Origin of the sequence: Acinetobacter haemolyticus (assembly GCF_900406815.1) — a bacterium.
Lineage (GTDB): Bacteria > Pseudomonadota > Gammaproteobacteria > Pseudomonadales > Moraxellaceae > Acinetobacter > Acinetobacter haemolyticus_A.
Window position 1 is genome coordinate 52,448 of sequence record NZ_OVCN01000012.1, and the last position, 23,945, is coordinate 76,392.

Annotated in this window: 25 protein-coding genes; 19 read left to right on the forward strand and 6 right to left on the reverse strand. The window is 39.8% G+C overall.

What is annotated here, in order from left to right:
• The first annotated feature begins 18 nt into the window (after positions 1-18).
• The 9 genes from DK207_RS09950 (at position 19) to DK207_RS09990 (ending at position 8,658) form a co-directional block, all read left to right on the forward strand.
• Positions 19-1,440 (forward strand): FAD-dependent oxidoreductase, encoded by a 1,422-nt coding sequence (locus DK207_RS09950; RefSeq protein ID WP_109441020.1) that lies wholly within the window; start codon positions 19-21, stop codon positions 1,438-1,440.
• Positions 1,441-1,610: 170 nt separating this feature from the next.
• The gene (locus tag DK207_RS09955) at positions 1,611-2,501 is read left to right on the forward strand and encodes a metal-dependent hydrolase (RefSeq protein WP_109441021.1); all 891 of its coding nucleotides are present in this window, start codon (positions 1,611-1,613) and stop codon (positions 2,499-2,501) included.
• Positions 2,502-2,674: 173 nt separating this feature from the next.
• Positions 2,675-3,265, forward strand: a complete 591-nt coding sequence (locus tag DK207_RS09960; protein WP_004641306.1) for a LemA family protein — start codon at positions 2,675-2,677, stop codon at positions 3,263-3,265.
• 23 nt (positions 3,266-3,288) lie between these two features.
• Positions 3,289-4,350, forward strand: a complete 1,062-nt coding sequence (locus tag DK207_RS09965) for a TPM domain-containing protein (RefSeq protein WP_109441022.1) — start codon at positions 3,289-3,291, stop codon at positions 4,348-4,350.
• Positions 4,344-4,904, forward strand: coding sequence for a TPM domain-containing protein (locus DK207_RS09970; protein ID WP_109441023.1), 561 nt, complete (start codon positions 4,344-4,346; stop codon positions 4,902-4,904). The genes DK207_RS09965 and DK207_RS09970 overlap by 7 nt, the downstream gene beginning before the upstream one ends.
• 343 nt (positions 4,905-5,247) lie before the next feature.
• A complete protein-coding gene (locus DK207_RS09975) occupies positions 5,248-5,781 on the forward strand; it encodes a pilin (protein WP_109441024.1) in 534 nt (177 codons plus the stop codon).
• 72 nt (positions 5,782-5,853) lie between these two features.
• Complete coding sequence (locus DK207_RS09980; RefSeq protein WP_228247940.1) at positions 5,854-6,111, forward strand: hypothetical protein; 258 nt, start codon at positions 5,854-5,856, stop codon at positions 6,109-6,111.
• A gap of 17 nt (positions 6,112-6,128) precedes the next feature.
• The gene (gene tfpZ, locus DK207_RS09985; protein WP_109441025.1) at positions 6,129-6,863 is read left to right on the forward strand and encodes a TfpX/TfpZ family type IV pilin accessory protein; all 735 of its coding nucleotides are present in this window, start codon (positions 6,129-6,131) and stop codon (positions 6,861-6,863) included.
• A 154-nt stretch (positions 6,864-7,017) separates the two neighbouring features.
• Positions 7,018-8,658 carry a PglL family O-oligosaccharyltransferase gene (locus DK207_RS09990; protein ID WP_109441026.1) on the forward strand — a complete coding sequence of 547 codons (1,641 nt, stop codon included), beginning with the start codon at positions 7,018-7,020 and terminating at the stop codon, positions 8,656-8,658.
• Positions 8,659-8,710: 52 nt separating this feature from the next.
• On the opposite strand, the gene bfr is transcribed toward DK207_RS09990, so the two are convergent.
• The 6 genes from bfr to gmk all read right to left on the reverse strand — a co-directional run bounded on the left by bfr (position 8,711) and on the right by gmk (position 13,670).
• On the reverse strand, positions 8,711-9,175 hold the full coding sequence (gene bfr / locus DK207_RS09995; protein ID WP_005087000.1) for a heteropolymeric bacterioferritin subunit Bfr: 465 nt from the start codon (positions 9,173-9,175) through the stop codon (positions 8,711-8,713).
• Between the two features lie 259 nt (positions 9,176-9,434).
• Positions 9,435-9,629 carry a bacterioferritin-associated ferredoxin gene (locus DK207_RS10000; protein ID WP_004641287.1) on the reverse strand — a complete coding sequence of 65 codons (195 nt, stop codon included), beginning with the start codon at positions 9,627-9,629 and terminating at the stop codon, positions 9,435-9,437.
• Between the two features lie 246 nt (positions 9,630-9,875).
• Complete coding sequence (locus DK207_RS10005) at positions 9,876-10,256, reverse strand: RidA family protein (RefSeq protein WP_004641286.1); 381 nt, start codon at positions 10,254-10,256, stop codon at positions 9,876-9,878.
• Positions 10,257-10,356: 100 nt separating this feature from the next.
• Positions 10,357-12,465: a RelA/SpoT family protein gene (locus tag DK207_RS10010; protein WP_109441027.1), complete on the reverse strand. Its 2,109-nt coding sequence runs from the start codon at positions 12,463-12,465 to the stop codon at positions 10,357-10,359.
• Between the two features lie 233 nt (positions 12,466-12,698).
• Entirely contained in the window at positions 12,699-12,977 is a 279-nt protein-coding gene (rpoZ, locus tag DK207_RS10015; protein ID WP_004641282.1) for a DNA-directed RNA polymerase subunit omega, read from the reverse strand.
• A 69-nt stretch (positions 12,978-13,046) separates the two neighbouring features.
• The gene (gmk, locus tag DK207_RS10020) at positions 13,047-13,670 is read right to left on the reverse strand and encodes a guanylate kinase (protein WP_004641280.1); all 624 of its coding nucleotides are present in this window, start codon (positions 13,668-13,670) and stop codon (positions 13,047-13,049) included.
• Positions 13,671-13,772: 102 nt separating this feature from the next.
• Here gmk and ispH point away from each other — a divergent pair, with 102 nt between their 5' ends.
• The 10 genes from ispH (at position 13,773) to pilV (DK207_RS10070) (ending at position 23,944) form a co-directional block, all read left to right on the forward strand.
• Positions 13,773-14,723: a 4-hydroxy-3-methylbut-2-enyl diphosphate reductase gene (ispH, locus tag DK207_RS10025; RefSeq protein WP_109441028.1), complete on the forward strand. Its 951-nt coding sequence runs from the start codon at positions 13,773-13,775 to the stop codon at positions 14,721-14,723.
• Positions 14,724-14,862: 139 nt separating this feature from the next.
• Complete coding sequence (locus tag DK207_RS10030) at positions 14,863-15,426, forward strand: pilus assembly FimT family protein (protein ID WP_109441029.1); 564 nt, start codon at positions 14,863-14,865, stop codon at positions 15,424-15,426.
• The gene (gene pilV / locus DK207_RS10035) at positions 15,426-15,962 is read left to right on the forward strand and encodes a type IV pilus modification protein PilV (protein WP_109441074.1); all 537 of its coding nucleotides are present in this window, start codon (positions 15,426-15,428) and stop codon (positions 15,960-15,962) included. The genes DK207_RS10030 and pilV (DK207_RS10035) overlap by 1 nt, the downstream gene beginning before the upstream one ends.
• 1 nt (position 15,963) lies before the next feature.
• On the forward strand, positions 15,964-16,977 hold the full coding sequence (locus tag DK207_RS10040; RefSeq protein WP_109441030.1) for a PilW family protein: 1,014 nt from the start codon (positions 15,964-15,966) through the stop codon (positions 16,975-16,977).
• Positions 16,978-16,985: 8 nt separating this feature from the next.
• Positions 16,986-17,738: a pilus assembly PilX family protein gene (locus DK207_RS10045; protein WP_109441031.1), complete on the forward strand. Its 753-nt coding sequence runs from the start codon at positions 16,986-16,988 to the stop codon at positions 17,736-17,738.
• A gap of 11 nt (positions 17,739-17,749) precedes the next feature.
• Positions 17,750-21,718 (forward strand): hypothetical protein, encoded by a 3,969-nt coding sequence (locus DK207_RS10050; protein ID WP_109441032.1) that lies wholly within the window; start codon positions 17,750-17,752, stop codon positions 21,716-21,718.
• A 13-nt stretch (positions 21,719-21,731) separates the two neighbouring features.
• A complete protein-coding gene (locus DK207_RS10055; protein ID WP_109441033.1) occupies positions 21,732-22,271 on the forward strand; it encodes a type IV pilin protein in 540 nt (179 codons plus the stop codon).
• 2 nt (positions 22,272-22,273) lie between these two features.
• A complete protein-coding gene (locus tag DK207_RS10060) occupies positions 22,274-22,708 on the forward strand; it encodes a type IV pilin protein (RefSeq protein ID WP_109441034.1) in 435 nt (144 codons plus the stop codon).
• Positions 22,709-22,982: 274 nt separating this feature from the next.
• Entirely contained in the window at positions 22,983-23,447 is a 465-nt protein-coding gene (locus DK207_RS10065) for a GspH/FimT family pseudopilin (RefSeq protein ID WP_109441035.1), read from the forward strand.
• Positions 23,444-23,944 (forward strand): type IV pilus modification protein PilV, encoded by a 501-nt coding sequence (gene pilV, locus DK207_RS10070; RefSeq protein ID WP_109441036.1) that lies wholly within the window; start codon positions 23,444-23,446, stop codon positions 23,942-23,944. Before DK207_RS10065 ends, pilV (DK207_RS10070) begins: the two co-directional genes overlap by 4 nt.
• Position 23,945: the final 1 nt, after the last annotated feature.

Genomic DNA, 23,945 nt, shown 5'->3' on the forward strand with positions numbered 1-23,945 from the left:
CTACCCACGGAGAGAGACATGGCAGAACGCCTCAATAATGACTTTCAATTTCTGGACGTACCACGCCAAGATCCAGAGAAAAAAGATATTACTGTCCGCAAAGCAGAATTTGTGGAAATTTATAAACCTTTTACTGCTGAAGTGGCTGCGAATCAGACGCATCGTTGTTTAGGTTGTGGTAACCCGTATTGCGAATGGAAATGTCCTGTACATAACTATATTCCTAACTGGTTAAAGCTGATTGCAGAAGGTCAAATTTTCCAAGCAGCCGAGCTGTGCCACCAAACCAATACCTTGCCAGAAGTTTGTGGTCGTGTTTGTCCACAAGATCGTTTGTGTGAAGGTGCTTGTACCTTAAATGATGGTTTTGGTGCAGTAACGATTGGTAATGCGGAAAAATATATCAATGACACTGCCTTTGCTTTAGGCTGGCGTCCAGATATGTCTGGCGTAAAATGGACCAATAAAAAAGTTGCCATTATCGGTGCAGGTCCTGCGGGTTTAGGTTGTGCTGACATTCTTGCGCGCGGTGGTGTCAAGCCAGTGGTGTTTGATAAACGCCCTGAGATCGGTGGCTTGCTTACATTTGGTATTCCTGAATTTAAAATGGAAAAAGATGTGATGAAGCGTCGTCGTGAAATCTTCACGGGGATGGGCATCGAATTCCGTTTAAATACTGAAATCGGCGTAGACGTTACAATCGAACAATTACTTGCTGAATACGATGCAGTGTTCATGGGTATGGGGACTTATACCTACATGAAGGGTGGCTTCTCAGGTGAAGACCTTGATGGTGTTTATGACGCATTGGATTTCTTGATTGCAAACGTGAATCGCTGCCAAGGTTGGGAAAAAGATCCAAGCGAATATATTAGTGTTGATGGTAAAAAGGTGATTGTGCTTGGTGGTGGTGATACCGCAATGGACTGTAACCGTACTTCGTTGCGTCAAGGCGCACAAGAAGTCACCTGTGCTTACCGTCGTGACGAAAGTAACATGCCGGGTTCTGCGCGTGAAGTGAAGAATGCCTATGAAGAGGGTGTGAAATTCTTATTCAATCGCCAGCCAATTGAAATTGTTGGCGAGAATGGGAAAGTAACTGGCGTTAAAGTAGTAACAACCCAATTGGGTGAGCCTGATAGTCGTGGTCGCCGTAGTCCTGAACCTATTCCAGGCTCTGAAGAAGTTTTGCCAGCTGATGCAGTCTTGCTTGCATTTGGTTTCCGCCCAAGTCCAGCTGATTGGTTTGCGGATGCAAAAGTTAGTCTTGATGGTTCAGGTCGTGTGGTCGCTGCTGAACAGCAAGAATTTAAATTCCAAACCTCTAACCCAAAGATTTTTGCGGGTGGAGATATGGTGCGTGGTTCAGATCTTGTGGTAACCGCAATCTGGGAAGGTCGTCAAGCTGCTGAAGGTATTTTAGATTATCTTGGTGTCTAAACACTTAACGCTGAAACCTATTCTAAACAAAGCCTGCGAAATGCAGGCTTTGTTATTTCATCTGGTCCGTTTGGTAGTTTTGGCAAATTTTATAAGCTTTTTTGCCCTGTGCATCGAGTTTTCCCAGCGTAATACTCAAACTCGGTATAAAAATTGCGCAGGCACACGATATGGCACTTGCAAATGTAAATCAAGAAAAAAGTTATTTAAACCGTCCTAAAGCCTTGGGAATTACGGTGCGACGTTTGCAATTTAATCCACAAAAAATTAAGCGGCATTATTTTGCGAATTCTCCACTGATGTCTCATCTGTTAACGGCACTTTCTTCTACTTTTCCGATTGGGGAGCAATACTTTGTCAATAGTGTTCGCAATGTGAGAGATAAAGTCAAAGATCCTCAATTACAAGCACAGATTGCTGCTTTTATTGGTCAAGAAGCGATGCATTCCAAGGCACACACTGAATTCAATGATGCATGGCGACGCGATGACTATAATTTAGATCGTTTCCAAGCGTGGCTGGCAAAACGAGATGATGCACTTCGTAATATTCATCCGAAATTACAATTGGCTTTAACCTGTGCTTTTGAACATTTTACTGCGATGTTAGGGGGATATATCCTCAGACATCCAGAGATTCTGAGTACCTTGGACGATGACGCAATGAAACTTTGGGTATGGCACGCGATTGAAGAAATCGAGCATCGGTCTGTGGCCTTTGATGTCTACCAAGAAGTATATGGGGATGATCGTATTCGTCGTTTGTTGATGCGCAGTGTCACCACAGGTTTTGCGAGTTTGGTTTTTTATGGAACGACGCGTTTAATATGGCAGGATAAATGGAAAAGTTTGCCTAAAGTCGGCGGTAATTTATTTGGTACTTATTTACTTGTAAAAATGTTAATTCAACTGATTCCTGAATACTTGTCGTATTATCAAGCGGATTTCCACCCTGCCAAACATGACTATACGAAGTTAGTCAATTATTGGAAAGCACGTATGGCTGATGAATATGGCATGATTAGTTTTCAACAAGAGACTGCTTCTAAAATTTATAGTTAATCCAAGTCGACGCAAATTGTGTTTAGTGGGGCATTACTTCAAACATGGAAGTGATGCCTTTTTTATTTAAATATTGAATAACCAAATTTAATAAACTTTACACAGCGCTTTAAAAATCACATTACAATAAATTATTGTTAAAAATATAAAGAAAAACTTGAGGATAAATAGGTATGAAACTGATGAAACAAACTGCACTTGCAACAATTTTGGCAAGTACATTGCTATTCACGGGTTGTGGCTATAACACATTGCAAGTTAAAGATGAGGCGGTGACGGCTGCATGGTCAGAAGTGCAAAACCAGTACCAACGACGGGCTGATCTTGTACCTAACCTGGTAAATGTTGTGAAAGGCTATGCCAAACATGAAGAGCAAGTCTTGACTGAAGTCACACAGGCACGCTCTAACGTTGCGGGCTTAAAAGTGGATAAAGAAGTTCTAGAAGATCCTGTATTATTTGAGCGTTACCAGCAAGCACAAAGTCAATTGACTGGCGCACTATCCCGCCTGATTGCAGTTTCAGAGAATTATCCTGATCTTAAAGCCAATGAAAATTTCCGAGATTTACAAGCGCAACTTGAAGGTACAGAAAACCGTATTGCAGTTGCTCGTAATCGATATATTACAAGTGTTCAAGATTACAATGCTTATTCACGCCAATTCCCACAAGTCATGACTGCTAAAGTGATTGGCATGAAAACCAAAGAAAACTTCAAGGCGGAACAATCTGCTCAACAAGCTCCTACGGTTTCATTTAATTAACTTTGAATATTTGGGAGTATTTTATGCTGAAAACATTGAAGCAAACATACAAACAGCGATTGGTCGTCGTTTGTATGCTTCTTTTGATTACAATCTGTTTTCAGCATAAGGTATGGGCAGAGCAAGCGACTGCAACAGATCAAAGCGATGTGTTGATTGCAGGCAAAATTATTCAAGAGCAACAAAGAGCCCAACCTTCGACTTCGACCACTAGCAATCAAAATACTCAAACATCTATCGAAGTTGCCAACGATATGGCAGATGGAGAGTCGATTCGAGGGCTGCCAACACTCAATCAACCTGTGATAGATCAGGCGAAGATTCTGAGTCCTGCTGAAATACAGCAATTAGATCAAAAGATTCTGAATCTATACCAACAAGGTAAGGCTCAGATTGGTGTGATTATTGTGCCAACTACAGGGCAAGAGGCGATTTTTGATTTTGCATTGAGAGCAGGGGAGCAATGGCAGCTTGGATCAGCGAAACGAGACAATGGCTTGCTCATCGCCATTGCGATTAATGATCGGAACATTCAAATCCTCACGGGTTATGGTTTAGAAGGCGTGTTGCCTGATGTGGTATTGAGTCGAATTATTCGCAATCAAATCACCCCTGCATTTAAACAAGGGCAGTACGCACAAGGTATATCTGCTGGATTGGATGAAATTACCCGTATTGTGAATCTTGATCCTGAAATTGCACAACAGTCTGCACAAGAACTAAAAGAACGCCATGAACGAGCATTACAGCAACAACAAGCCAAAGAGAACACCATGTCGATGGCGCTGTTTATTCTGGTTGCTGGTGTGATTGGATCATTTGTGGTTGGAAAGCGTCTGAGTGCATCAACTGCTGGTGTAGCTGCTGCTGTTGCAGGGTTGGTCAATGGCGCTGGTGTTGTGATGAGTTTAATTTTGGGCATCGGTGTATTCTTTTTATTAATCACCTCTTTGGCACAACTCATTTTTCAGGCTTTTCTCTCTGGTGGCGGACGTGGCGGCGGCAGAGGTGGCGGTTTTGGTGGTGGAGGCTACCGTGGCGGTGGCGGTAGTTTTGGTGGAGGAGGTGCTTCAGGCTCATGGTAACGAAAACAGACACAACACAGATTATTACTCAACCGAAGTTGGATGAGTGTGTCACACCTAGTTTAAAACGTTGGTTTAAACACTTTTTGTATATCTCTGCGACACATCGTTATTTTAATCAACAGGACCGTGTTGAGATTGCCAAAGGTGTACAACAAGCCGAGCAGGGACACGTTGGCGAAATCCAAGTCGTCATTGAGGGGCATATTCCCTGTTCTCAAGCCTATTATCAAGATACGCGTTTACGGGCTCAGCAACTTTTTGCTGAACTTGGGGTGTGGGATACAGAACTGAATAGTGGGGTGTTGTTGTATCTAAATTTATGCGAGCGAAAAGTTGAAATTGTGATTGATCGTGGCTTAAAAAATGCAACGGATGTGGAAACTTGGCAACAGATTTGTGCTTTGATCATTGAAAAATTAAAAAATAAACAGTATCAGCAGGGCGTGTTGGTGGGCGTTGAAAAAATTGGTCAAGTGCTAGCGCAATATTATGATCAACCGATCCCTGAACAAACCAATGAATTGCCGAATGAGCCGATTATTTTAAATTGATCTTATGAATATCCATTCGAGAGACGAACAATTAAATTTTAACGATGAATGGTCGTGACGGTTACAATTTTTTTTCTGTGACCTGTTGCGCTTAATTTTAAAACAATTCGAAAATCATCAAAATCAGTTGCATTTTATTGTCGTGATAAAGGGGTAAATATGACATTAATTGTCATTTTTTTTCATAAAATGTCTGAATTGCATTAATTCTGATCAGTACTAATAATGGTTTAAGTCACTGTTTTTTTGAGTTAAAATTGGCTAAGCTAGGAGCTGGCATAAAACGTGCTGAATACAAGTAGCTGAATAAAGCTTATAAAAAATTTATACATTGGAGAATGTTATGAACACAATGCAAAAGGGTTTTACTCTTATTGAATTAATGATCGTGGTCGCGATTATCGGTATTTTGGCTGCGGTTGCACTTCCAGCGTATCAAGATTATACAATTCGTGCAAAAGTATCTGAAGTTGTCTTAGCTGCATCATCGTGCCGTTCAAGTGTAACGGATACTATCCAAAATTCACCTATTGAAGATCTAGAAACTGGAAATGTGTTATTAGACTCTTGTAAAATTGAAGCAACAAAATATGTTATAGGTACTCCTGAAGAAGGTTGGGCAGCAGGGAAGAGTGGTGTTGCTGCAACTGGTATCATTACTGTTCAAGGCAATGCTGATACATTGAAAGGCGAAGTGACAGCTGATGAAAAAGATACTATTGATTTAACGCCTATGTCAGCTGCAACTGGAGCCGATAATATTATTGATCCAGCAACAGCTGGAGGTACGACTGTTCAAGGTTGGATGTGTGGCCCTGGTGAAACAAATCCAATGCCTGCTAAGTATCTTCCTGGTTCTTGTAAGGGTACTTACTAATCTTAGATTAGTACTTAAAAAGACTGGTTCGCCAGTCTTTTTTTATAATTAGATTTTCAAAATAAGGAGAAAATGATGCGAAACGAGTTCTATAAGCATCAGGAGCTAAATTTTGAAATTAAAACGATTTCAGAAGCTGATTCATTTGAATATACAGATTTAGTGGTTGCTATAAAGTTTAATGGGGAATTGTTAGAGTTTTATTATGCGCATTCTGAAACAGTTGGAGATTTTAAAACTCAAAATAACATTGAGTTAGAGGCTACTCTATATAGGATTGCAAAATCTGAAATTGAATCGAAGTTCTCTGAGATAGTCAGCAAAAGATAATATGTTTGAGTATTAAAATGTCTAAACGCCTTAAATTTTTTCTTAGCCATTTAGCAATTTCTTTCTTGCTTGCTTTAATTGTGGTCGGGTTGGTTTTCTTTATCTGGTATCCATCCCCATTAGCAAAAGCTGTCGGGGTGACGCATATCTTTTTAATGATGTTAGCCATTGATGTGATTATTGGACCCTTATTAGGACTACTAATTTATAAAGAAGGAAAAAAGACTCTAAAAATGGATTTAGGAATTATTATTCTTATTCAAATTAGCGCATTAGGCTATGGTGTATATAGCATTGCGCAAGGTCGTCCAGCATGGCTTGCTTATTATGTAGATAATTTTCAAGTGGTACGTAATAATGAAATTCTTGATCAGGATATTGAAAAGGCTTTACCTCAATATCAGCAGCCTTCTTGGTTGAAACCTCAATTTGTCGGTGTTGAATTTGCCACAGATAAAAAAATCCGCAGTGATGATATGTTTGCTGAGGTATTAGGTGGAATTTCACTGGCTCAAAAGCCTGAACGTTATGTCCCATTAGATAAAGTAAAAAACCAGATTCAACAACGTGCACAAAAATTGGAATTGCTTAAGCAATTTAATGATCAGCAGTCTGTACACAAGGTTTTAGCCAAATATCCTCAAGCCGATGCATTTGTTCCACTTAAAGCAACAGCAGTCGATATGACGGTATTGATTAATAAAGAAAAAGGTGAAGTTGTAAAGATTGTAGATTTGCGGCCTTGGGAATAAAAGTATTTATTTTTCAAATAGTTCTAGCAAATGGTATTACTGGTTTAATTAACTGTAATCAGTTTGCACATAAAATTGTAGTTTTTGACACCAAATTGAGATCAACAAAAGGCTTCGTTATATACTACAGCGAAGCCTTATTTTTCTACATCCTATGCAAGCTTTATGTTTTATCCTCGCCAGCATTTTGCTTGGCTTTGCATGGCTTTCGCCATTCCATACCTATCCATGGGTGACTTTCTCCAGTGATCTCGCTGGATTTGCAGCTGCAATTGCACTTTTTACTTTGGCATTCAACCAAAATATAAAAATCCCTAGAGCACAACTGTGGATGCTGCCGATGATGTCGATTCCACTCATTCAGTGGGGTTTCGGTTTAATTGGTGATTTAAGTATCGCATTATTAAGTGTGTTCTACTTATTTACGTTTTGGTTGATGGTCGTGCAGGGCTTTAACTTATCGCTACAGCACCCAAACCGCCGTGAACAATTGATGCAAGGATTTAGCTATCTCGTTCTAGTAACCGCAGTACTAACGAGTTTGATGGCAATTCTGCAATGGTTAAAGTTGGAATCGCATTTTAGCTTTATCAATCAATTGAGAGGGAGTCGTCCCTTTGCCAATTTTGGACAACCCAATAATATGGCAACCTTCTTGATTGTCGGGTTATTTGGTGCGTTGTATTTGTATGAAAAACAAAAAGCAGCATTATGGTTGTTGATCCCATCCAGTTTATTGATCTTATTTGCGATCAGTTTGGGACAGTCGAGAACTTCTTGGATTGTATTGATCTTTACATTTATTTATTGGATTTATAAGCAATACCGTCATAGCCCAAGATTAAACTTCCCGAAACTTGTTTTATGGTGCGCTGTATTTGTATTGCTTTCGAGTTATCTATTGCCGTGGTTAACACAGTGGATCAGTAGTGAACAGCTAAGTTCAAGCGTGACACAAACGGCTTCTATTGTTGATCGAGCTAGCCGTGGGCACGAACGTTTAGGTATGTGGATGCAAATCCTACATGCGATCGCAGAACAACCTTGGTGGGGCTATGGTTGGAACCAAACCAGTATTGCGGTTGTGGAAAGCCTTGAATTCAATACAGTACAAGTTTGGTTTAACAGCTCACATAATATTCTTTTGGATGTGTTGGTTTGGAATGGTATTCCACTCGGATTGTTAATTATCGGATATGTGGGATTATGGCTGTTGTGGTTGAATTTACAGAGTAAAGAAACCGTTTCAATTGTGGCGATGCTCATGGTTTCGGCGATCCTGATTCATACCATGTTAGAGTTTCCTCAGCGCTATGCCTATTTCTTGTTGCCTATGGGCTTCTTGCTCGGCTTGATACAGGCGCAAACGCCGAATTTAAAAGGGATCGAAGTTCATAAAAATATTGTGCGTTGTGTATGGGTAATTGCAATTGTGGTCATGCTACTCATTTGGCGAGATTATAAGCTTTATCAAGAGAATAGCCGTTTAGTGTTTGCAAATAAGCAACCTACCGTCAGTATCCTAGGGAGTTCAGAGATTTTCTTATTGACGCAATTTAAGTGGCGTTTAAATTGGATAGGATTATCTCCGAATACCAAAATGTCTGATGCTGAGTTACAGCAGTTGGCTAAAATCGTGAAAAATCGTGCTACACCGTATAATCTTAAGAAATATGCGCAATTATTAGCGTATAACGGTAAGGAAACTGAAGCGAAACAATATATTGCGGTGTGGAATCGTTTATATCGAAAGCAATTTACTTTTGAGCAGGTGGTGGGTCAGCCTAAAAGCTAAAGTTAATAAAAAAGCCCTTTCAAGTGATAACCTGAAAGGGCTTTTTTAAACATTAAATTTGGCTTTGAATATAGTTTTCAATGCCTACATTTTCGATTAGATCGAGCTGTGTATCGAGCCAATCCCAATATTCTTCTTCTTTCTCTAAGATTTCTTGGACCAGATCACGGGTCACGTAATCTTGTTCAGCTTCAGACAATTCAACGGCTTGTTTGAGTGTTGCGATATTTTCTTTGACTTTACGAATATCACAATTCAACACTTCTTCAGTATGTTGTCCGATGTATAGTTTTCCGAGATGTTGTAGGTTAGGTAGACCTTCTAGAAATAAAACACGTTCAATAATTTTGTCTGCATGTTTCATTTGGCGAATCGATTCTTTGTATTCAGCGCTACCGAGTTGCTCAATACCCCAATCATTAAACATACGAGAGTGTAAAAAATATTGATTGATTGCAGTCAGATGGTGATAAAGCACCTGATTCAGCTGATTAATCACTTCACGATTGCCTTTCATTGCACTTGCTCCATAAACACCAACAAAATGCCTTTTCGGCAATTTATATTATCTTAATCAACAAATAAGAATCTGGCGAGTAATTTATAGAACGGCAAATGAAAATCACAATCATGATGAATGAGTATCGTGCCTTATTGTTTGCAGGATTAAATTTTTATAGGGATGTGATTTGTCATAAAAAAACCGCTTGGATGAAGAGTGGTTAAAGTTCTACAAAAAGCGGTGGAGTCGTAAACACTACGGATTTAATTCAAAATTATGCAGCCACGGAAATCCGTGCAGCAATTTCTGCAAGTTCTTCACTGATAATGGCTTTGGCTTCTGGAGCGCAACGTCCGCAGCAAGTGCCTAAGCCGAGTTGTTCACGGATTTCACGATAGCTTTCGGTGCCGTTCGCAACAGCATCTTTAATATCCTGATCGGTGATTCCGCGACATAAACAAACATACATGGGAGTTGTATCCACAAATACAAATGCGATAATTGATATTATTGATAATTGTTATCGTTTGTCAATGAATTTCATTCTAAACGGTTTGTCTTGGTTATTGGGAATTTGGATAAAAAAGTTAAACATGAGCGGAAATCCGAGTTAAACTCGGATTTCCGCGCAAGATTGATTCATCATTTAGAGCTAAATATTTAAGACCGATTATTTTTATAATTATATATCTGACTGAAAAGTATGAGTTAAATATTATGGAATAATCACAATTCCATCCATTTCAACCAATGCACCCTTTGGTAGGCTAGCAACACCGAGTGCAGCGCGTGCTGGATAAGGTTGGGCAAAGTATTCACCCATGATCTGATTGACGAGTTGAAAGTGAGATAAATCAGTAAGGAAGATGTTCAATTTAGCGATATCAGCTAAGCTGCCACCCGCTGCGGTACATACTGCTTTAAGGTTATCAAAAACGCGGCGAATTTGAGCTTCTATACCGTCTACAAGTTCCATACTATATGGGTCTAAGCCGATTTGACCTGAAAGATAGAGCGTATTGCCAACAAGAATTGCTTGAGAATATGTTCCAATCGCTGCAGGCGCGTGTTCAGTATGAATAACTTGACGTGACATTAAGCTCTCCTATGTCATTTTCCTATCTTAAGCACAGCGACTTTAACACAAAAATCTAGTATGGGAGCAATTGAATACTGAGTAGTCGTTGCGATTGGTTTTAACCTATTTTTGCCATTTCTGGCTGTGCTACAGGCATATTTAAACGCTCAATTCGAGGGAAGCCAAGATGCATACGCAAATCTCGAATAATTTGGGCTAATTGTTTTCGATTATTGACCACGATATTCACATACGTCTTTTGCTCTTGTGAATGCACCATTTCAACCCCTGTTTTGGCCTTACGACATTGATAAATCAAGTCAGAGATTTGCTCATCATTCATTGCCATGTGAATGCAAAGATAGGCGCTAAAGCGAACATCTTCGATTTCTTCAGATTGCCAATGTAAAGGCATGATGTTTTCTGGATGTAAATGTTGCTCATGCAAGAGGTTGCGGCAACGTGCGCGGTGGACGATTAATCCGCGACGAGATAAATGTCCTTGAATTGGGTCACCCAAAACAGGATTGCAGCAATGTGCATATTTAACATCAACCCCTTCAGTACCAACAATCAAACGATCGGAACTGTCTTGTGGATGAGGTTGATGATCTTGAGCAAAGAGATGGTTTGCAACCAATTGAGGTAATAAGTCTCCAACAGCAATCTGTTCAAATAAAGTGTCTTTGTCAGTGAGATGTCGCCACTCTAAGACATTAATCCAGTCTTGTTGCGAGAGGTCGTTAATAGAGCGGTGAAAGAGTTTCAATGCTCGATTCAAGGCTTGTTGTCCAACAAGGCGTTGCTCATCAATATCCTGTTCTCTGAGTATATTTTGCAAAGCACGTCGTGCTTTTTGCGTATTGATAAAGCTGAGCCAGTCTGGATTAGGTGTGGCGAGTACATCAGTAATGATTTCTACTACTTGACCGCTATTCAATGGCGTTGAGAGAGGACGAATTTCTCCATCAACTTTGGCACCAACAGCGTGGTTACCTAGAAATAAACTAGCTGAGTAAGCAAAATCAACAACAGTTGCGCCTTGAGGAAGTTCATGCAATTGCCCGTGTGGGGTATACACCCAAATTTTCTCTTGGTGTAAATAATCCAATAAATCGCTAAAAGTGGTTTTCGCACAGTCACTATCGATTAAAGTATTCAGGTTTTGCATGGATGCTTGGATGGCAGATCGACATGCTTGAGGCGCATTTTCACCCAGTACGACACCAAAACGAGCGGCTTTGCGCATAAGCTCAGTTTGAATGGTGAGAGAAAGGGTGGTTTTTTCCCCTTTTAATTTGATCATTAATGATTGATTGCCACCTGGCAACGGGCGACGAATATAGTCTTTGTATTGTAAGACTTGGAAATTATCTTTTAATGCAGTCACAAGACGATCACAGTCCGCGATGCTTTGCAGAATAATCTCGAAGGCATGACTGTGGCTAAGTTCATTTAAATCAATTTCATTTTTTACAAAATGGCGCAGCAACTCGATATTATTATTTTTCTTTTTAATTCGACCTTTAATTTTATGATTTTCTAAGAGGTCTGATAGTTTCTGCTCCCAAATGGCCTGATATTCACAACGTTTTGGCTTGGTTTCTAAAAGAGCAGCTTGTACATCATTGAACATATCCAAATCGAGATTTTGGTAACATAGATGTTCTAAGTTGTCTGCCATTTCATTCATACCAACCAGACGCGCCATTGGTACAAAAATATCTAGCGTTTCTTGGGCGATTCGTGCACGTTTGTCTGGACGAAGTGCGCCTAGAGTGGTCATATTATGATAACGATCGGCAAGTTTAATAATAATGACACGTGGGTCTTGTAAAGTCGCTTGCAGAATTTTCCGGAAGGAGGCCGCTTTATTGTATTCCTTATCGCTGGAATGGCTGAGTTTGGTTACGCCATCGACTAGCTCGGCAACGACCAGTCCGAATTTTTCGCCAATTTCATCTTTGCTAAAATCAGTATCTTCGATGACATCATGTAATAGTGCTGCCATGAGCGTATCTGCATCGAGACGCATATGGGCCAATATGCAACTGACAGCAATCGGGTGTAAGACATATGGTTCACCACTTTTACGGGTAATACCGCTATGCGCTAAGTCGGCAAAATCACAGGCAGCAAGCACACGCTGGACGTCACTATCTTTCAGATAGGCATCAATAATTACTTTTAGCTGTTGCTTGGCTTGGCTGACCTCTTCGCCTGGCATAGAAAACACCTTTAATAACTTGGATTCAGTAAGGATAATCTTTGTTGATACTTTGCTTATCTTCTAATGAAAAGCATATTGCTAAACTTGTCAATTTGTTCATTATAAAAACTCGTAAATTTTTTCAATGAAGTATATTGCTTTTCTCAATATGGAGAAAATTTCACAATAAGATCAACAAACAAAAAAGCCCAGTGTCTTCACAATGGGCTTCGATGTATAGCAAATTCGACTTAGAAAGAAAAGCCTTCTAAATTTAATGAATTTGTAGATAACACCATATCTAGATTTGAAGTTTGATAATCTTGGTCGCGTTGTTTCAAAATTTCTTTGGTGACATGACCCACTGCAATCTCACGTAAAGCGACAACTGTTGGTTTGTCATTGTCCCATTCTACAGTAGGTTCCATGCCTTGACGTGCTATTTGGCGTGCACGTTTACTCGCTACCAGTACTAACTCAAAGCGGTTATCGACATGGTCTAAACAATCTTCAACGGTTACACGTGCCATAAGTTGTCTCGTTTGAACAATACATCTGAAAGACTAAATAGTATAAAAGGCTTTTGTCAAAGACTCAAGTCATTCGCGATTGAGTGTAATCAGGTTTTCAATTAATTGCTGATGTCGGCTACTTTGCTGCAATGTTTCTAGACGATTTGCAGTGATAATTGCTTCTAAATCATGTACGGCTTTATTAAAGTCATCATTGATAATCACATAGTCAAAGCTTGCGAAATGACGCATATCTTCAACAGCACAACTGAGGCGGTGTTCAATTACTTCAACTGAGTCAGTACCACGGTTTGAAAGACGTTGTCTTAGATCGTACTGTGTTGGTGGTAGGATAAATATTTGTTTTGATTCTGGAAATAGTCGACGAACCTGTTCAGCACCTTGCCAATCGATTTCAAGTAAAACATCATGACCTTGTTGAAGTTGCTCTTTTACCTTAGCTTGCGATGTGCCGTAATAGTTACCAAAGACTTCTGCATACTCGATAAAACCGCCTTCCTCGACTTGAGACAAGAAGGATTCTTTATTGGTAAAATGATAATGAACGCCGTCTAGTTCACCTGGGCGTTGATTGCGAGTCGTATGCGATACTGAGACATGAAGGTTGCTGACGCGATCGAGTAGGGCTTTTACCAAAGATGTTTTGCCTGTTCCTGAGGCAGCAGAAACGACAAACAATAGACCCGACATGATATTTTTCCTGATATGATAAAATATCTTGGCTATTGTAGTGTAGCGAGCTGCTAAACGAAATAGTTTGATTGAAATATTCAGATGATGAGAGAGGATGTTATGGAAATCGTGTTGGCCAATCCACGAGGTTTTTGTGCTGGTGTTGACCGTGCTATAGCGATCGTCAATCGAGCACTCGAATGTTTTAATCCGCCAATTTATGTGCGACATGAGGTCGTACACAACAAATTTGTGGTAGATGATTTGCGTCAGCGTGGCGCGGTTTTTGTTGATGAGCTTGATCAGGTGCCTGATGACTCTATTGTGATTTTTAGCGCACATGGCGTATCAAAAGCAGTACAACAAGAGGCTGAACGACGTGGATTAAAAGTATTTGATGCAACCTGTCCTTTGGTGACCAAGGTTCATATCGAAGTTACCAAATACGCGCGTGAAGGAACTGAGGCCATTTTAATCGGTCATGAAGGTCACCCTGAAGTAGAAGGCACGATGGGACAATATGATATGTCTCGCGGTGGTGCGATTTATTTAGTTGAAGATGAACAAGATGTTGATGACTTGGTGGTGAAACACCCAGATAAAGTTGCCTTTGTGACGCAAACGACTCTATCAATCGATGATACAGCAAAAGTGATTGATGCATTACGACGTAAGTTCCCAGAGATCCAAGGGCCGCGCAAGGATGATATTTGTTATGCAACACAAAATCGTCAAGATGCAGTACGCGATTTAGCAGAACAATGTGATGTCGTGTTGGTGGTAGGGTCTCCAAATTCATCTAATTCAAATCGATTACGAGAACTTGCTGAGCGTATGGGAAAGTCAGCTTATTTAGTCGATAATGCAGATCAGCTTGAGCAAAAATGGTTTAAATCGGACAGTAAAATAGGGGTGACGGCAGGCGCATCTGCACCTGAGATTTTAATTAAACAAGTAATTCAACGGTTGCAAGATTGGGGGGCAACGCCACCTCAAGAATTACAAGGTACGGAAGAAAACATTACTTTTAGTCTACCAAAAGAGTTACGTATACAGGTGATACAAGCCTAATTTTACTAGAAAAATGTGAACTAGAAGCAGATGGATTGCATTCCATCTGTTTTTTTTTGGTTCTTATCTGCTTTGTATTGGTTCTGTAAAAATAAAATCTATTATAGCCTCATAAATTTAAAAAATATTGGTAAAGGCGATGGGGAAAAATTGGGGATTCACCTTAATTGAGTTGATGGTGGTGATTGCTGTAATGGCAGTTGTCGCGATGTTGGCTGCTCCATCTTTTGGAAACATTATTGCAAAGAAAGAGTTGGATACCACTGCACGAGATTTAGCGCTCATTTTTGGTGAAGCTAGAGGGCAAGCAATTTCATTACGTAAAGATATTACGATCAAGTTGACTTGTCCGACTGAAACAGATCCCAATAGCGGTGAAACGAAAGTGGTTTGCCCCGTCAATAGCTCTACAACATTGTATTGGGTATCTCCGAAAGAGGGAATTGTACTGACAAGTGATGCAATTGATGTGGTTTTTTCAAACTTAGGGACAGCTAAACAGAGAACAAAAGAAATAGATAATCCTGTGTGCGATGATCCGTCTCCAAACCCTTGTGAGTCTGATCCTACAAATAATCCACCTAAGATTCCTGAAATTGTACCTTTGAGCTTTACGCTATGTAATGCAACGCTGGAAGAGAGTCGGACCATTTTAGTATCGAAAATGGGAACGGTTGATAGTATTACCTCGGGGACATGTTGATGATTAGTAAAAATAAAGAACATGGTGTTGGTTTGATTGAGGTTTTAGTTGCTTTGGTGATCCTTGCTCTTGGTGTCCTAGGTTTCTCAGCATTGCAACTTAGGGCTTTAGATGCAGCACAAGAAGCAACAGAGCAAACAGTTGCAATGAATACTGCACGAGACTTAGCTGAGCGTATTAGGGTGAATCGTACAGCCTTAACTAACTACAAAACAGCCATTAATGCAAAAACAACAAATGTCTCTAGCTGTGTAGGGACCAGCAGCCGTAATGCTGTTCCATCTACAGTAAAAGTTGATTTGCCAAAGTGTAATCCAGCAACAATGGCACAGCATGATGCTACAGAGATTCTTGCAAAAGCCAATGAACATGGACAAACCATTGTTATTGAGGATTGTGTGGGGAGTGATTTGAACTGTATTTATGTCGCATGGGGGAAAACAATTATTGCCGCAAACAATATTAATCAATGTGTAGATACTACAACAGGTGCTTATCTTACTGATACCAAATGTTTAGTCATGGAGGCATTCTAAAATGAATCGTCATTTAACTAAACAGAAGGGATTTACCTTAATTGAATTAATGATTGCATTAGCTTTGGGATTATTGGTGAGTGCAATTGCTATACAGCTTTTTTTAACGAGCCAAAGAAGTGTAACAGCTCAACAAGGCATGATGAATCTACAGAATTCAACGTTATTCGGTTTGGGTACTGTAATTAATAATATTCGTCTAGCGAATCTCAACTCTTCCAAGCCTATTATAAATGATAAGACCTTATATGGAGGTGTTGTTTTATCTAAAGAGAATATTTCTGATGATAATTCAGCTTTTAGTATAAGTGATGATTTATTGACGCGTGGTGCAAGAGGAGAAACGAATCTAGATATTACAGATTCTGATGACAATGCTTTGGGTAGTGATCAGCTTGTGATCCAGTATCGTGTTCATACCCCAAACCAGTTTGATTGTGAGGGAAAGGGAGTAACAGTGAGTGATTATGTGGTGGAGCGTTATTTTTTACGCGCAGATACCAATCGCAGTGATCCGAATCAGCCACTTGCTTTAGCTTGCAAAGCTGCTCGTTATACCGAAGCATCAGCTAAAACCAATACTACTTTAAATTTAGCAGGAAATGGAGAAATCATTATTCCTCGGGTTGATCATCTAAGTATTCGATTGGGTGTTGCTTATGATGGAGCAAATGCAGCCTGTAATAGTGTTACAGCTTCTACAACTAGTGGAACGCCTCCAACTACAACAACTGAAAATCTTGAGGCAGATACTCGTCTAGATTGTTTTAGTTACATGAGTATCGAAGATTATCGTGCTTTAACAGGTGAAAAACCCCAAATTGTTTCTGTACAGTTTGGTTTATTGGTTCGCTCTACCGATACGATAGGGAATAATCAGTTTTTCGATGCGGAACATAAATATAAGGTCCTAAATGTTGAAGGCCCTTTAGTAGACCATGCCCGTAATAAGTTGTATTTACGCACAGTTGTAACGCAGACCATCGCAATTCGAAATGGTTTTGGAATTGAGTGAGCACTGATATGAATAATCGAATACAAAAAAAAGCGCAAACAGGGTCAGTCTTGATTGTAGTCCTCATCATGTTGGTTTTGCTCACTATCGTTGGGACATGGGCTATACGTGGCAGTATCATCTCTTTAAAAATAGCAACGAATGCACAAGCTCAGGCTTTACTTAAACAGACCAGCGACTCGGTCTTTTTTACACTTGAAAATAAAACTGATGATGAGTTGGATTTCGCCAATATGCGGATAGGTGATGGAATGCTGAACTATACCTTACGTCCGGAAAATAAAGGTAAAGAATTGGTGTTCTGTATTCGTGGGACATCGACTGATAACTTTGCGGGAAGTCGTCTAGCGAGTGTGGTCTATTGGGAAGGCTCGACAATTAAAAATACTGAAATGGGACAAAATGGTTTCTGCAAAGTGAGTCGAATGACTGACTTTTTGAGTGGTCGTAATGCGGTTATGACGCAAGTATCAGTGCGTGCTGCGGATAATAGTCGAGATTGGGAGCACATGATGGAAGGTGATGATAAAGAAAGCTCAAAGAGTACAGGGATTCAAAAAGTTGTGATCACTGCAACGTCAATTTTACCTAATTTAAGTGATCGCCCAAGATCAAGTATTGACACCTGTTTAACTAATTACACCAGTTTTTGGGATGAAAATGCGGATGAAGATACCGTAACAGACTGTTTATCTAAAAATAATGTTCCATACAGTACACAAGAAATGGAATACACCATTAAAACTGTGCGTGCATCTTAGGAGAATAAATCATGAAAGAATTAAAAATGAAACAAGTTCGCCAAAATGATGCATTGGCAGATGTGCAACAGGTTGACTGGTCAAATCGTTTTAAAGTCAGTGCAATAGCAGCAGCAATGACTTCATTGATCTGTGCAAGTGTCCCGAGTTACGCAGCAGATATAGAGATTTATATTCCAGGACAACAAACTACCACTACAGGTACAGTGGTAATGATGCTGGATACATCAGGTAGTATGGATAGAAATTCATCTGCAGATGCTTGTGATATGCCAAAATTAAGTAATGGTAACAATCCTGCACATACGGCTGAATATAATGAAATAACCATTGGTGGCTATACTAAAAACTACTGTCAAGTTGGTGGAACAATCAAATATTACTATTGGGATAATACAAATAGTTCTTTTTCTAGTACAAGAGCATGGTACAAATGCAACGGAATAACTAATACCCCAAGTACTAGTCGTTGTACTAAAATGACTGGTTCCCCAAGTAATGCAGATTTGGTAGGTCATGTCAAAAATAGTAATAATTATTACTATCGTTATGATGGTGGTACGAAATATTATGACCGTATTAGTAAGTTAAAAGAAGCTTTGTACATATTGGCAATGATGCCAGTTCATAATGAAAATACAAACCCAGATGGTATTAAAAAAGATGTACAAATTGGGATAGGAACTTATCCATATATTGGTAGTGGTTATGATATTAATCGAAAAGGCTATATGCGTATTCCAGCGGCACCATGGGGAGAAGTTGGTTCAGCACAACGTACCAAAGTTTTAAATTTAATTAAAGATCCAAACTTTAAGGGAAATGGTGGTACACCAACTTCTGCTGCTTATGCGGAAGCAGCTGCATATTTGTTGGGAACAACCACAGGTGGGGGAACTTACAGTGGTATCGAACATTCTCGGACAGCAGATGCAAGTTTAGTGACAGGTTCTGGAACAAGTACAAAATATGTTACACCATTAAATAGGTCTTCTGATGTCGCAGAATGCAGTGGACAAGGGATTTATTTTTTAACAGATGGTGAACCACAAACGCCAGGCGCTACGGATACTAGTAATCTAATGGCAAAAGCATTGGGTAGAGTAAGTTATAGTTTTAGTGAGGGTTTATCTGGTGGTACGAATGAAGGGGGGAATTTAGGTGATTATGGAGGTACTGCTAAATCTGATTGGCGAGCAATAGGCTCTTTTGCAAAATCGCTTAATGATCCAAGTATCATTAAAACCGCCTTAGGTGTGCAGGATGAAAAACGTAAAGTTCTGACGGCAGTCGTGGGCTTTGGTTCTGTGTTTCAAGGGAGCAGTGTCGATGGTCGTAATGCAACAGCATGGGGACAATTAGAAGAAGATGGGGGAGAATATGGTTTAGGTGGGTTTATTGTTGGTACTGAAGCAGAGGATGTTGTCAATAGTCTCAACGCATTTATTGATAAGGTAGGTGGTTCTGTTCCGAGTATTAGTACAGGTTCATCAACAATTCCAATGGATGCATTAAATCCTGAAATTATTCAACCTTATGCTTATTTTCCACAGTTTGAGCCTAAAGTTAAATCCGAAGATAAACAACAACTTTGGTTTGGAAATGTTAAAAAATATTATGTTGTCAATAATGGTGTATATGCAAGTGCGAGTGGTGATGCGAGTACCGTTGTTTTAAAAAGTACATTACAAGATTTACGAGATATATGGGGTTCTGAGAGTACTTCTTATCCAACAGATACACCAATTTATGAAAAATATGGTGCTTTAAGTAAATTAAAACTAGGTACGGAAACTTTTACAGATGGTGAAGAGTCAACGACAATCGCTGGGCGTAAAGTTCTTACGGACTATGTCTTTGATGGTACCAAAAGTGAAAACCAACAAGTTAGCAGAAATTTTGATTTAAACCGTATTGATTATACTTACACTACGAATGAGAAAACCAAAACTGATGACGCATCTCGTGTTCGGGGAATGATGTCATTGCTAGGATATAGCATCCCTACAACAACTGACACTAATGGTTTAGATTTGGCAACAATGACTGCTACATTACGCCAAATGGGTAGTGTTTATCACTCATTGCCTGTGTTATTGACACAACAGGGTAAAGCTATTGCAACTCGGGATGCTTCTGGGGTAATCCACATTGGGACTACAGGACGTGAAGACTATGTCATGTTTGGGACTACACAAGGTCTACTTAGTGTTGTTGATGCAGATACTGGCATAGAGAGGTTTAGTTTTGTACCAAAAGAAATGATTGAGAAACAGGCTGAGACTTTTAGATCAAATGCAGGTACTTTAGCAGGCGGTAAAAATGCATTGTACTATGGCATGGATGGGGAGTGGGCTGCACATACAGTTTATGTTACCAAACCAGATGGGACATTAACGGTCAAAGAAGCTATCCGTAATGTAATTGGCACAGAAGAAGACAAAGAGAACTTTAAGGGTAAACAATGGGTTTATGGTGGTATGCGAATGGGGGGGCGCAGTTATTATGCATTAGATTTGACAGACATTGATAATCCAGCGCTTAAATTCCATATTGACCCAAGCACTGGCAAGGTGTATTCCAAAGATCATCCAGAGGGTAAAGCATTCTCTGTGATTGAAAACATGGGACAGAGTTGGTCTAAACCTAAGCTTGACTATGTTAATTGGAAAGGGCAGCGTAAACTCGTCATGTTTGTTGGTGGTGGATACGATGCTGGTGGTGGTGATGGCGATGGTCTCTGGGTAGACGGTGTCCGTACAGGTTACGCTGGCTATGAGCATTATGATTATCAGCAGGAAAATAGACGTGGTGCAGGTGTATACATGTTTGATGCTGATAATGGCGATTTACTGTGGTATGCAGATGCAAATGGCTCCACAACACCAACTGACCCCAACGATGGTGGTGATCCATCTACAGGTGAAGCGATTCCTCACTTGGTCAATAACGACTTAAAATATAGTGTTGTGAGTGAAATTAAAACGGTAGACCGTAATAATGATGGTATGGTTGATCATATCTATTTTGGTGACTTGGCTGGTCAAGCATTCCGTGTTGATTTTGCAAGAAGTACTACAAAGTTTGATAGTCAAATTACTAAAATTCTAGATGTACATCAAACGGATGGTACGAGCCCCCGTTTTTATTTGGCTCCTGTTTTCACCGCTCACCATAGTTCAGATCGTTTGGAAGGTGCAAATGTTGTGGTTGTAAGCTTTGTTTCAGGTAATAAAAGTTCACCGCTCTTAGCAACGAGTGATTCTCCAGAGGCAACAGGGAAGCGAAATTCAACAGGATTGCAATATGATGCCGTCTATGCAATCTATGATTATGATATTCATCCGAATGGTCAGTTTTACCCTGATTCTAATATTACTGCTCGGACCATAGCTACAACAACGGATACAACCGCAGCGACAACAAAGCTTATGTATATTGGTTATGAGAACTTGGTGCGTAAAGATCAGGCAGATGGGAATAATCGAGTCAGAGTAACAGGCGCTCTAGCGAATTCCACAACAGGCTGGGGAGGATGGTACTTCAGATTCGATAAGAAATTTAGCGCAACAGGTGAAAATCATATTGATGCAGATGAGAGTGTAATTAAAGGTTTAACACCATTGATTGCGATGGAAGGTAATTTATATGTCACGATGTATGATGCTTCAGAAGATGGGACATCTTCAAACTGTGGGGCAGGGGTAAAGGGGAAAAGTTTTGCACAGCGCCTATGTTTACCGACAGGTGTTTGTGCTGAAAATGCTAACTATAGTTATAACTTAGGCGCAGGTATTGTGAGCCTGAATGTTGGTTCTGTGAGTGGAGGTAATACTAAATCAATTGTTGTACCTGACCCTGAAGACGTTGGTAAAGGTTGTGTGGGAACTGACTGTAAGGCTGGTAAAAAGTTCATTGAAGCTGGTGGTTCAATGCGTTTTATCCCAAATCGTTGGTATGAACGTTATGCAAAGAGATAAGTGAGATCGAATTATGAATGATAGAGGTTTCACTTTAATTGAGCTGATGATTGTGCTTGTGCTTGTTGCAATTATCGCTGCAATCGCTATACCAAGTTATGAGCACTTTACTCGTCGTGCGATAGCAGCTCAGGCTCAGCAAGAAATGCATAAACTTGCTGAGCAATTAGAGCGGCATAAATCAAGAAACTTTACTTATCGAGGATTTAATCCGCGTTATTTGTATCCGGCACCGCCTGGTCCGCGAGTTGATAGTTTTGATGAAACTAAGCAAGAATTAACCTTGCCGTTGGAGAGTTCTAATCCTAAATATACACTTACGATTGTAGACGGTAGTGCTGGTAATCCATTATTGACTTCTTCAGACGCGATTGGACAAAGATGGGCGATTAAAGCTGTAAGTCATAATGTGCGAAATAGTTCTTTTTTGCTGACCAGCACAGGTGTTAAATGTGAAACAATCACTCCAGCGAATATAGAGATAGATCCAGCAAAAGGCGTAGGATGTGATTATAAGCACGATGACGAGGATGATGGAGGTGAAGAGGATTGATAATGCCTAAAAAAAAAGGACGAGGATTCACGCTTATTGAGTTAATGATTGTGGTGGCGATTGTTGCGATTTTAGCTGCGATTGCATACCCATCTTATCAAGATTATGTGCGTAAAACCAAGCGCACTGATGCACAAGCTGAAATGATGGATATTGCTCACCGTTTAAGTCAATATAAAGTGGTGAATCATAATTATTCTAGCGCCACAATTAACGATATTTATGGGATTAATGTTACACCTAAAAGTGGAACAGCTTTATATAGCTTAGATTTAATTGTTACACCTTCAACGTGGACATTGACGGCCATGCCAATAACAACATCGGCACAAAATGGCGATGGAATACTGATACTAAATAGTGAGGGACAAAAGTGTTGGGTTAAAGGTGCTTCTATATGTACACTTTCAGCAACTTCAAATTGGGATGGTCGTTAATTTCATCATAAACTATTAATATTTAACCAAAGCAAATATCGAAAGGTATTTGCTTTTTTATTTACTTAAACTCTTTATTTAATCTCGCTGGTGTGTGATTTATTTATCATTTTTATAACATAAGTTGATTCTATTTAAATAATTTGTCGATTATCTGACAATATCTACCTTTTATCCGCAAAAAATAGATTTCCAGCTGTTTTGGTAGGAAATTGATAATTAAACATTAGAACATTATTCAAAATTATAAAAATTGTGCATATGGGAGGGCTGTATGCAACTAGCAAAGTATAAAGCATTCACGCTGATAGAGCTCATTGTTACGATTGCAATTCTTGCCATTATTGCAGTGATAGCTGCGCCTTCATTTGCCGACATGATAACACGTAAAAAACTAGAAAGTGCTGCCCGAGAAGTGGTGATGAAAGTATCTGAGGCCCGAAGTCAGGCAGTTCTACTCCGTCAAACGACAGGAGTGTGTTTAGGATCTTTATCAGCAGATGATTGCGCAACAGCGATTGAAATTCCTAAAACTGAAACTCAAAGAACTTTTGTGGCTCAATTGAAAAATGGGATAACTGCCGTTACTAGTAGCCCTTATAAAACTAGTCTTATATTTAGAAAAAATGGCAGTGTTGCTGCTTCAACAAATTTTCTGTTAGAGCGAAATGGTATTTCCTATTGTATTGGGGTCGGGATAACGAGTGATACAACAATAAAAGAAGGAGCTTGCACATGAATTATAACAATCAAAAAGGTGTGGGTTTAGTAGAGGTTTTAGTTGCATTGCTACTTCTAGCTATCGCCGTATTGGGGTTTGCTGCTCTACAGTTAAAAGCAGTAGATGCAAGTGCCGAAGCAAATCAACAAGTATTAGCATTAACCATTGCTCGTGATTTGGCAGAGCGTATGCGAGCGAATCCACAAGGATTAAGAGAGGGTGAATATAAAATTGGGGCGGTAGTTGTCCCCACAGAAGTAGAAACTACAGCAGGAAGTGCTAAGGAAGTCGCGGAACAAGACCTTCAAAATGCATCTTTTCAAGCAAATAAAAATGGTATGAATCTAGCGGTTACTGATTGTCCTATTGGTGAACATCGCCAATGCATTTATGTGGCATGGGGGAGTACGTCTTTATCTAGTAGCAAGGGTAGTGGTAAGGATGATGTAGAAGCATGCATTAAAGATGGCGTGTATGTAAAAGGATCACATTGTCTATTTTTGGAGGCTTATTAAC

Excerpts from the sequence above, each read along its gene's own strand:
- DK207_RS10000 (WP_004641287.1), bottom strand. The coding sequence starts at position 9,629 with ATGTATGTTTGTTTATGTCGCGGAATCACCGATCAGGATATTAAAGAT.
- DK207_RS10050 (WP_109441032.1), top strand. The coding sequence starts at position 17,750 with ATGAAAGAATTAAAAATGAAACAAGTTCGCCAAAATGATGCATTGGCA.
- ispH (WP_109441028.1), top strand. The coding sequence starts at position 13,773 with ATGGAAATCGTGTTGGCCAATCCACGAGGTTTTTGTGCTGGTGTTGAC.
- rpoZ (WP_004641282.1), bottom strand. The coding sequence starts at position 12,977 with ATGGCACGTGTAACCGTTGAAGATTGTTTAGACCATGTCGATAACCGC.
- DK207_RS10040 (WP_109441030.1), top strand. The coding sequence starts at position 15,964 with ATGAATCGTCATTTAACTAAACAGAAGGGATTTACCTTAATTGAATTA.
- DK207_RS09990 (WP_109441026.1), top strand. The coding sequence starts at position 7,018 with ATGCAAGCTTTATGTTTTATCCTCGCCAGCATTTTGCTTGGCTTTGCA.
- DK207_RS10030 (WP_109441029.1), top strand. The coding sequence starts at position 14,863 with ATGGGGAAAAATTGGGGATTCACCTTAATTGAGTTGATGGTGGTGATT.
- pilV (WP_109441074.1), top strand. The coding sequence starts at position 15,426 with ATGATTAGTAAAAATAAAGAACATGGTGTTGGTTTGATTGAGGTTTTA.
- gmk (WP_004641280.1), bottom strand. The coding sequence starts at position 13,670 with ATGTCGGGTCTATTGTTTGTCGTTTCTGCTGCCTCAGGAACAGGCAAA.
- DK207_RS10055 (WP_109441033.1), top strand. The coding sequence starts at position 21,732 with ATGAATGATAGAGGTTTCACTTTAATTGAGCTGATGATTGTGCTTGTG.
- DK207_RS09950 (WP_109441020.1), top strand. The coding sequence starts at position 19 with ATGGCAGAACGCCTCAATAATGACTTTCAATTTCTGGACGTACCACGC.
- DK207_RS10060 (WP_109441034.1), top strand. The coding sequence starts at position 22,274 with ATGCCTAAAAAAAAAGGACGAGGATTCACGCTTATTGAGTTAATGATT.
- DK207_RS09960 (WP_004641306.1), top strand. The coding sequence starts at position 2,675 with ATGAAACTGATGAAACAAACTGCACTTGCAACAATTTTGGCAAGTACA.
- pilV (WP_109441036.1), top strand. The coding sequence starts at position 23,444 with ATGAATTATAACAATCAAAAAGGTGTGGGTTTAGTAGAGGTTTTAGTT.
- bfr (WP_005087000.1), bottom strand. The coding sequence starts at position 9,175 with ATGAAAGGCAATCGTGAAGTGATTAATCAGCTGAATCAGGTGCTTTAT.
- DK207_RS10010 (WP_109441027.1), bottom strand. The coding sequence starts at position 12,465 with ATGCCAGGCGAAGAGGTCAGCCAAGCCAAGCAACAGCTAAAAGTAATT.
- DK207_RS09955 (WP_109441021.1), top strand. The coding sequence starts at position 1,611 with ATGGCACTTGCAAATGTAAATCAAGAAAAAAGTTATTTAAACCGTCCT.
- DK207_RS09980 (WP_228247940.1), top strand. The coding sequence starts at position 5,854 with ATGATGCGAAACGAGTTCTATAAGCATCAGGAGCTAAATTTTGAAATT.
- DK207_RS10045 (WP_109441031.1), top strand. The coding sequence starts at position 16,986 with ATGAATAATCGAATACAAAAAAAAGCGCAAACAGGGTCAGTCTTGATT.
- DK207_RS10065 (WP_109441035.1), top strand. The coding sequence starts at position 22,983 with ATGCAACTAGCAAAGTATAAAGCATTCACGCTGATAGAGCTCATTGTT.
- tfpZ (WP_109441025.1), top strand. The coding sequence starts at position 6,129 with ATGTCTAAACGCCTTAAATTTTTTCTTAGCCATTTAGCAATTTCTTTC.
- DK207_RS10005 (WP_004641286.1), bottom strand. The coding sequence starts at position 10,256 with ATGTCACGTCAAGTTATTCATACTGAACACGCGCCTGCAGCGATTGGA.
- DK207_RS09965 (WP_109441022.1), top strand. The coding sequence starts at position 3,289 with ATGCTGAAAACATTGAAGCAAACATACAAACAGCGATTGGTCGTCGTT.
- DK207_RS09975 (WP_109441024.1), top strand. The coding sequence starts at position 5,248 with ATGAACACAATGCAAAAGGGTTTTACTCTTATTGAATTAATGATCGTG.
- DK207_RS09970 (WP_109441023.1), top strand. The coding sequence starts at position 4,344 with ATGGTAACGAAAACAGACACAACACAGATTATTACTCAACCGAAGTTG.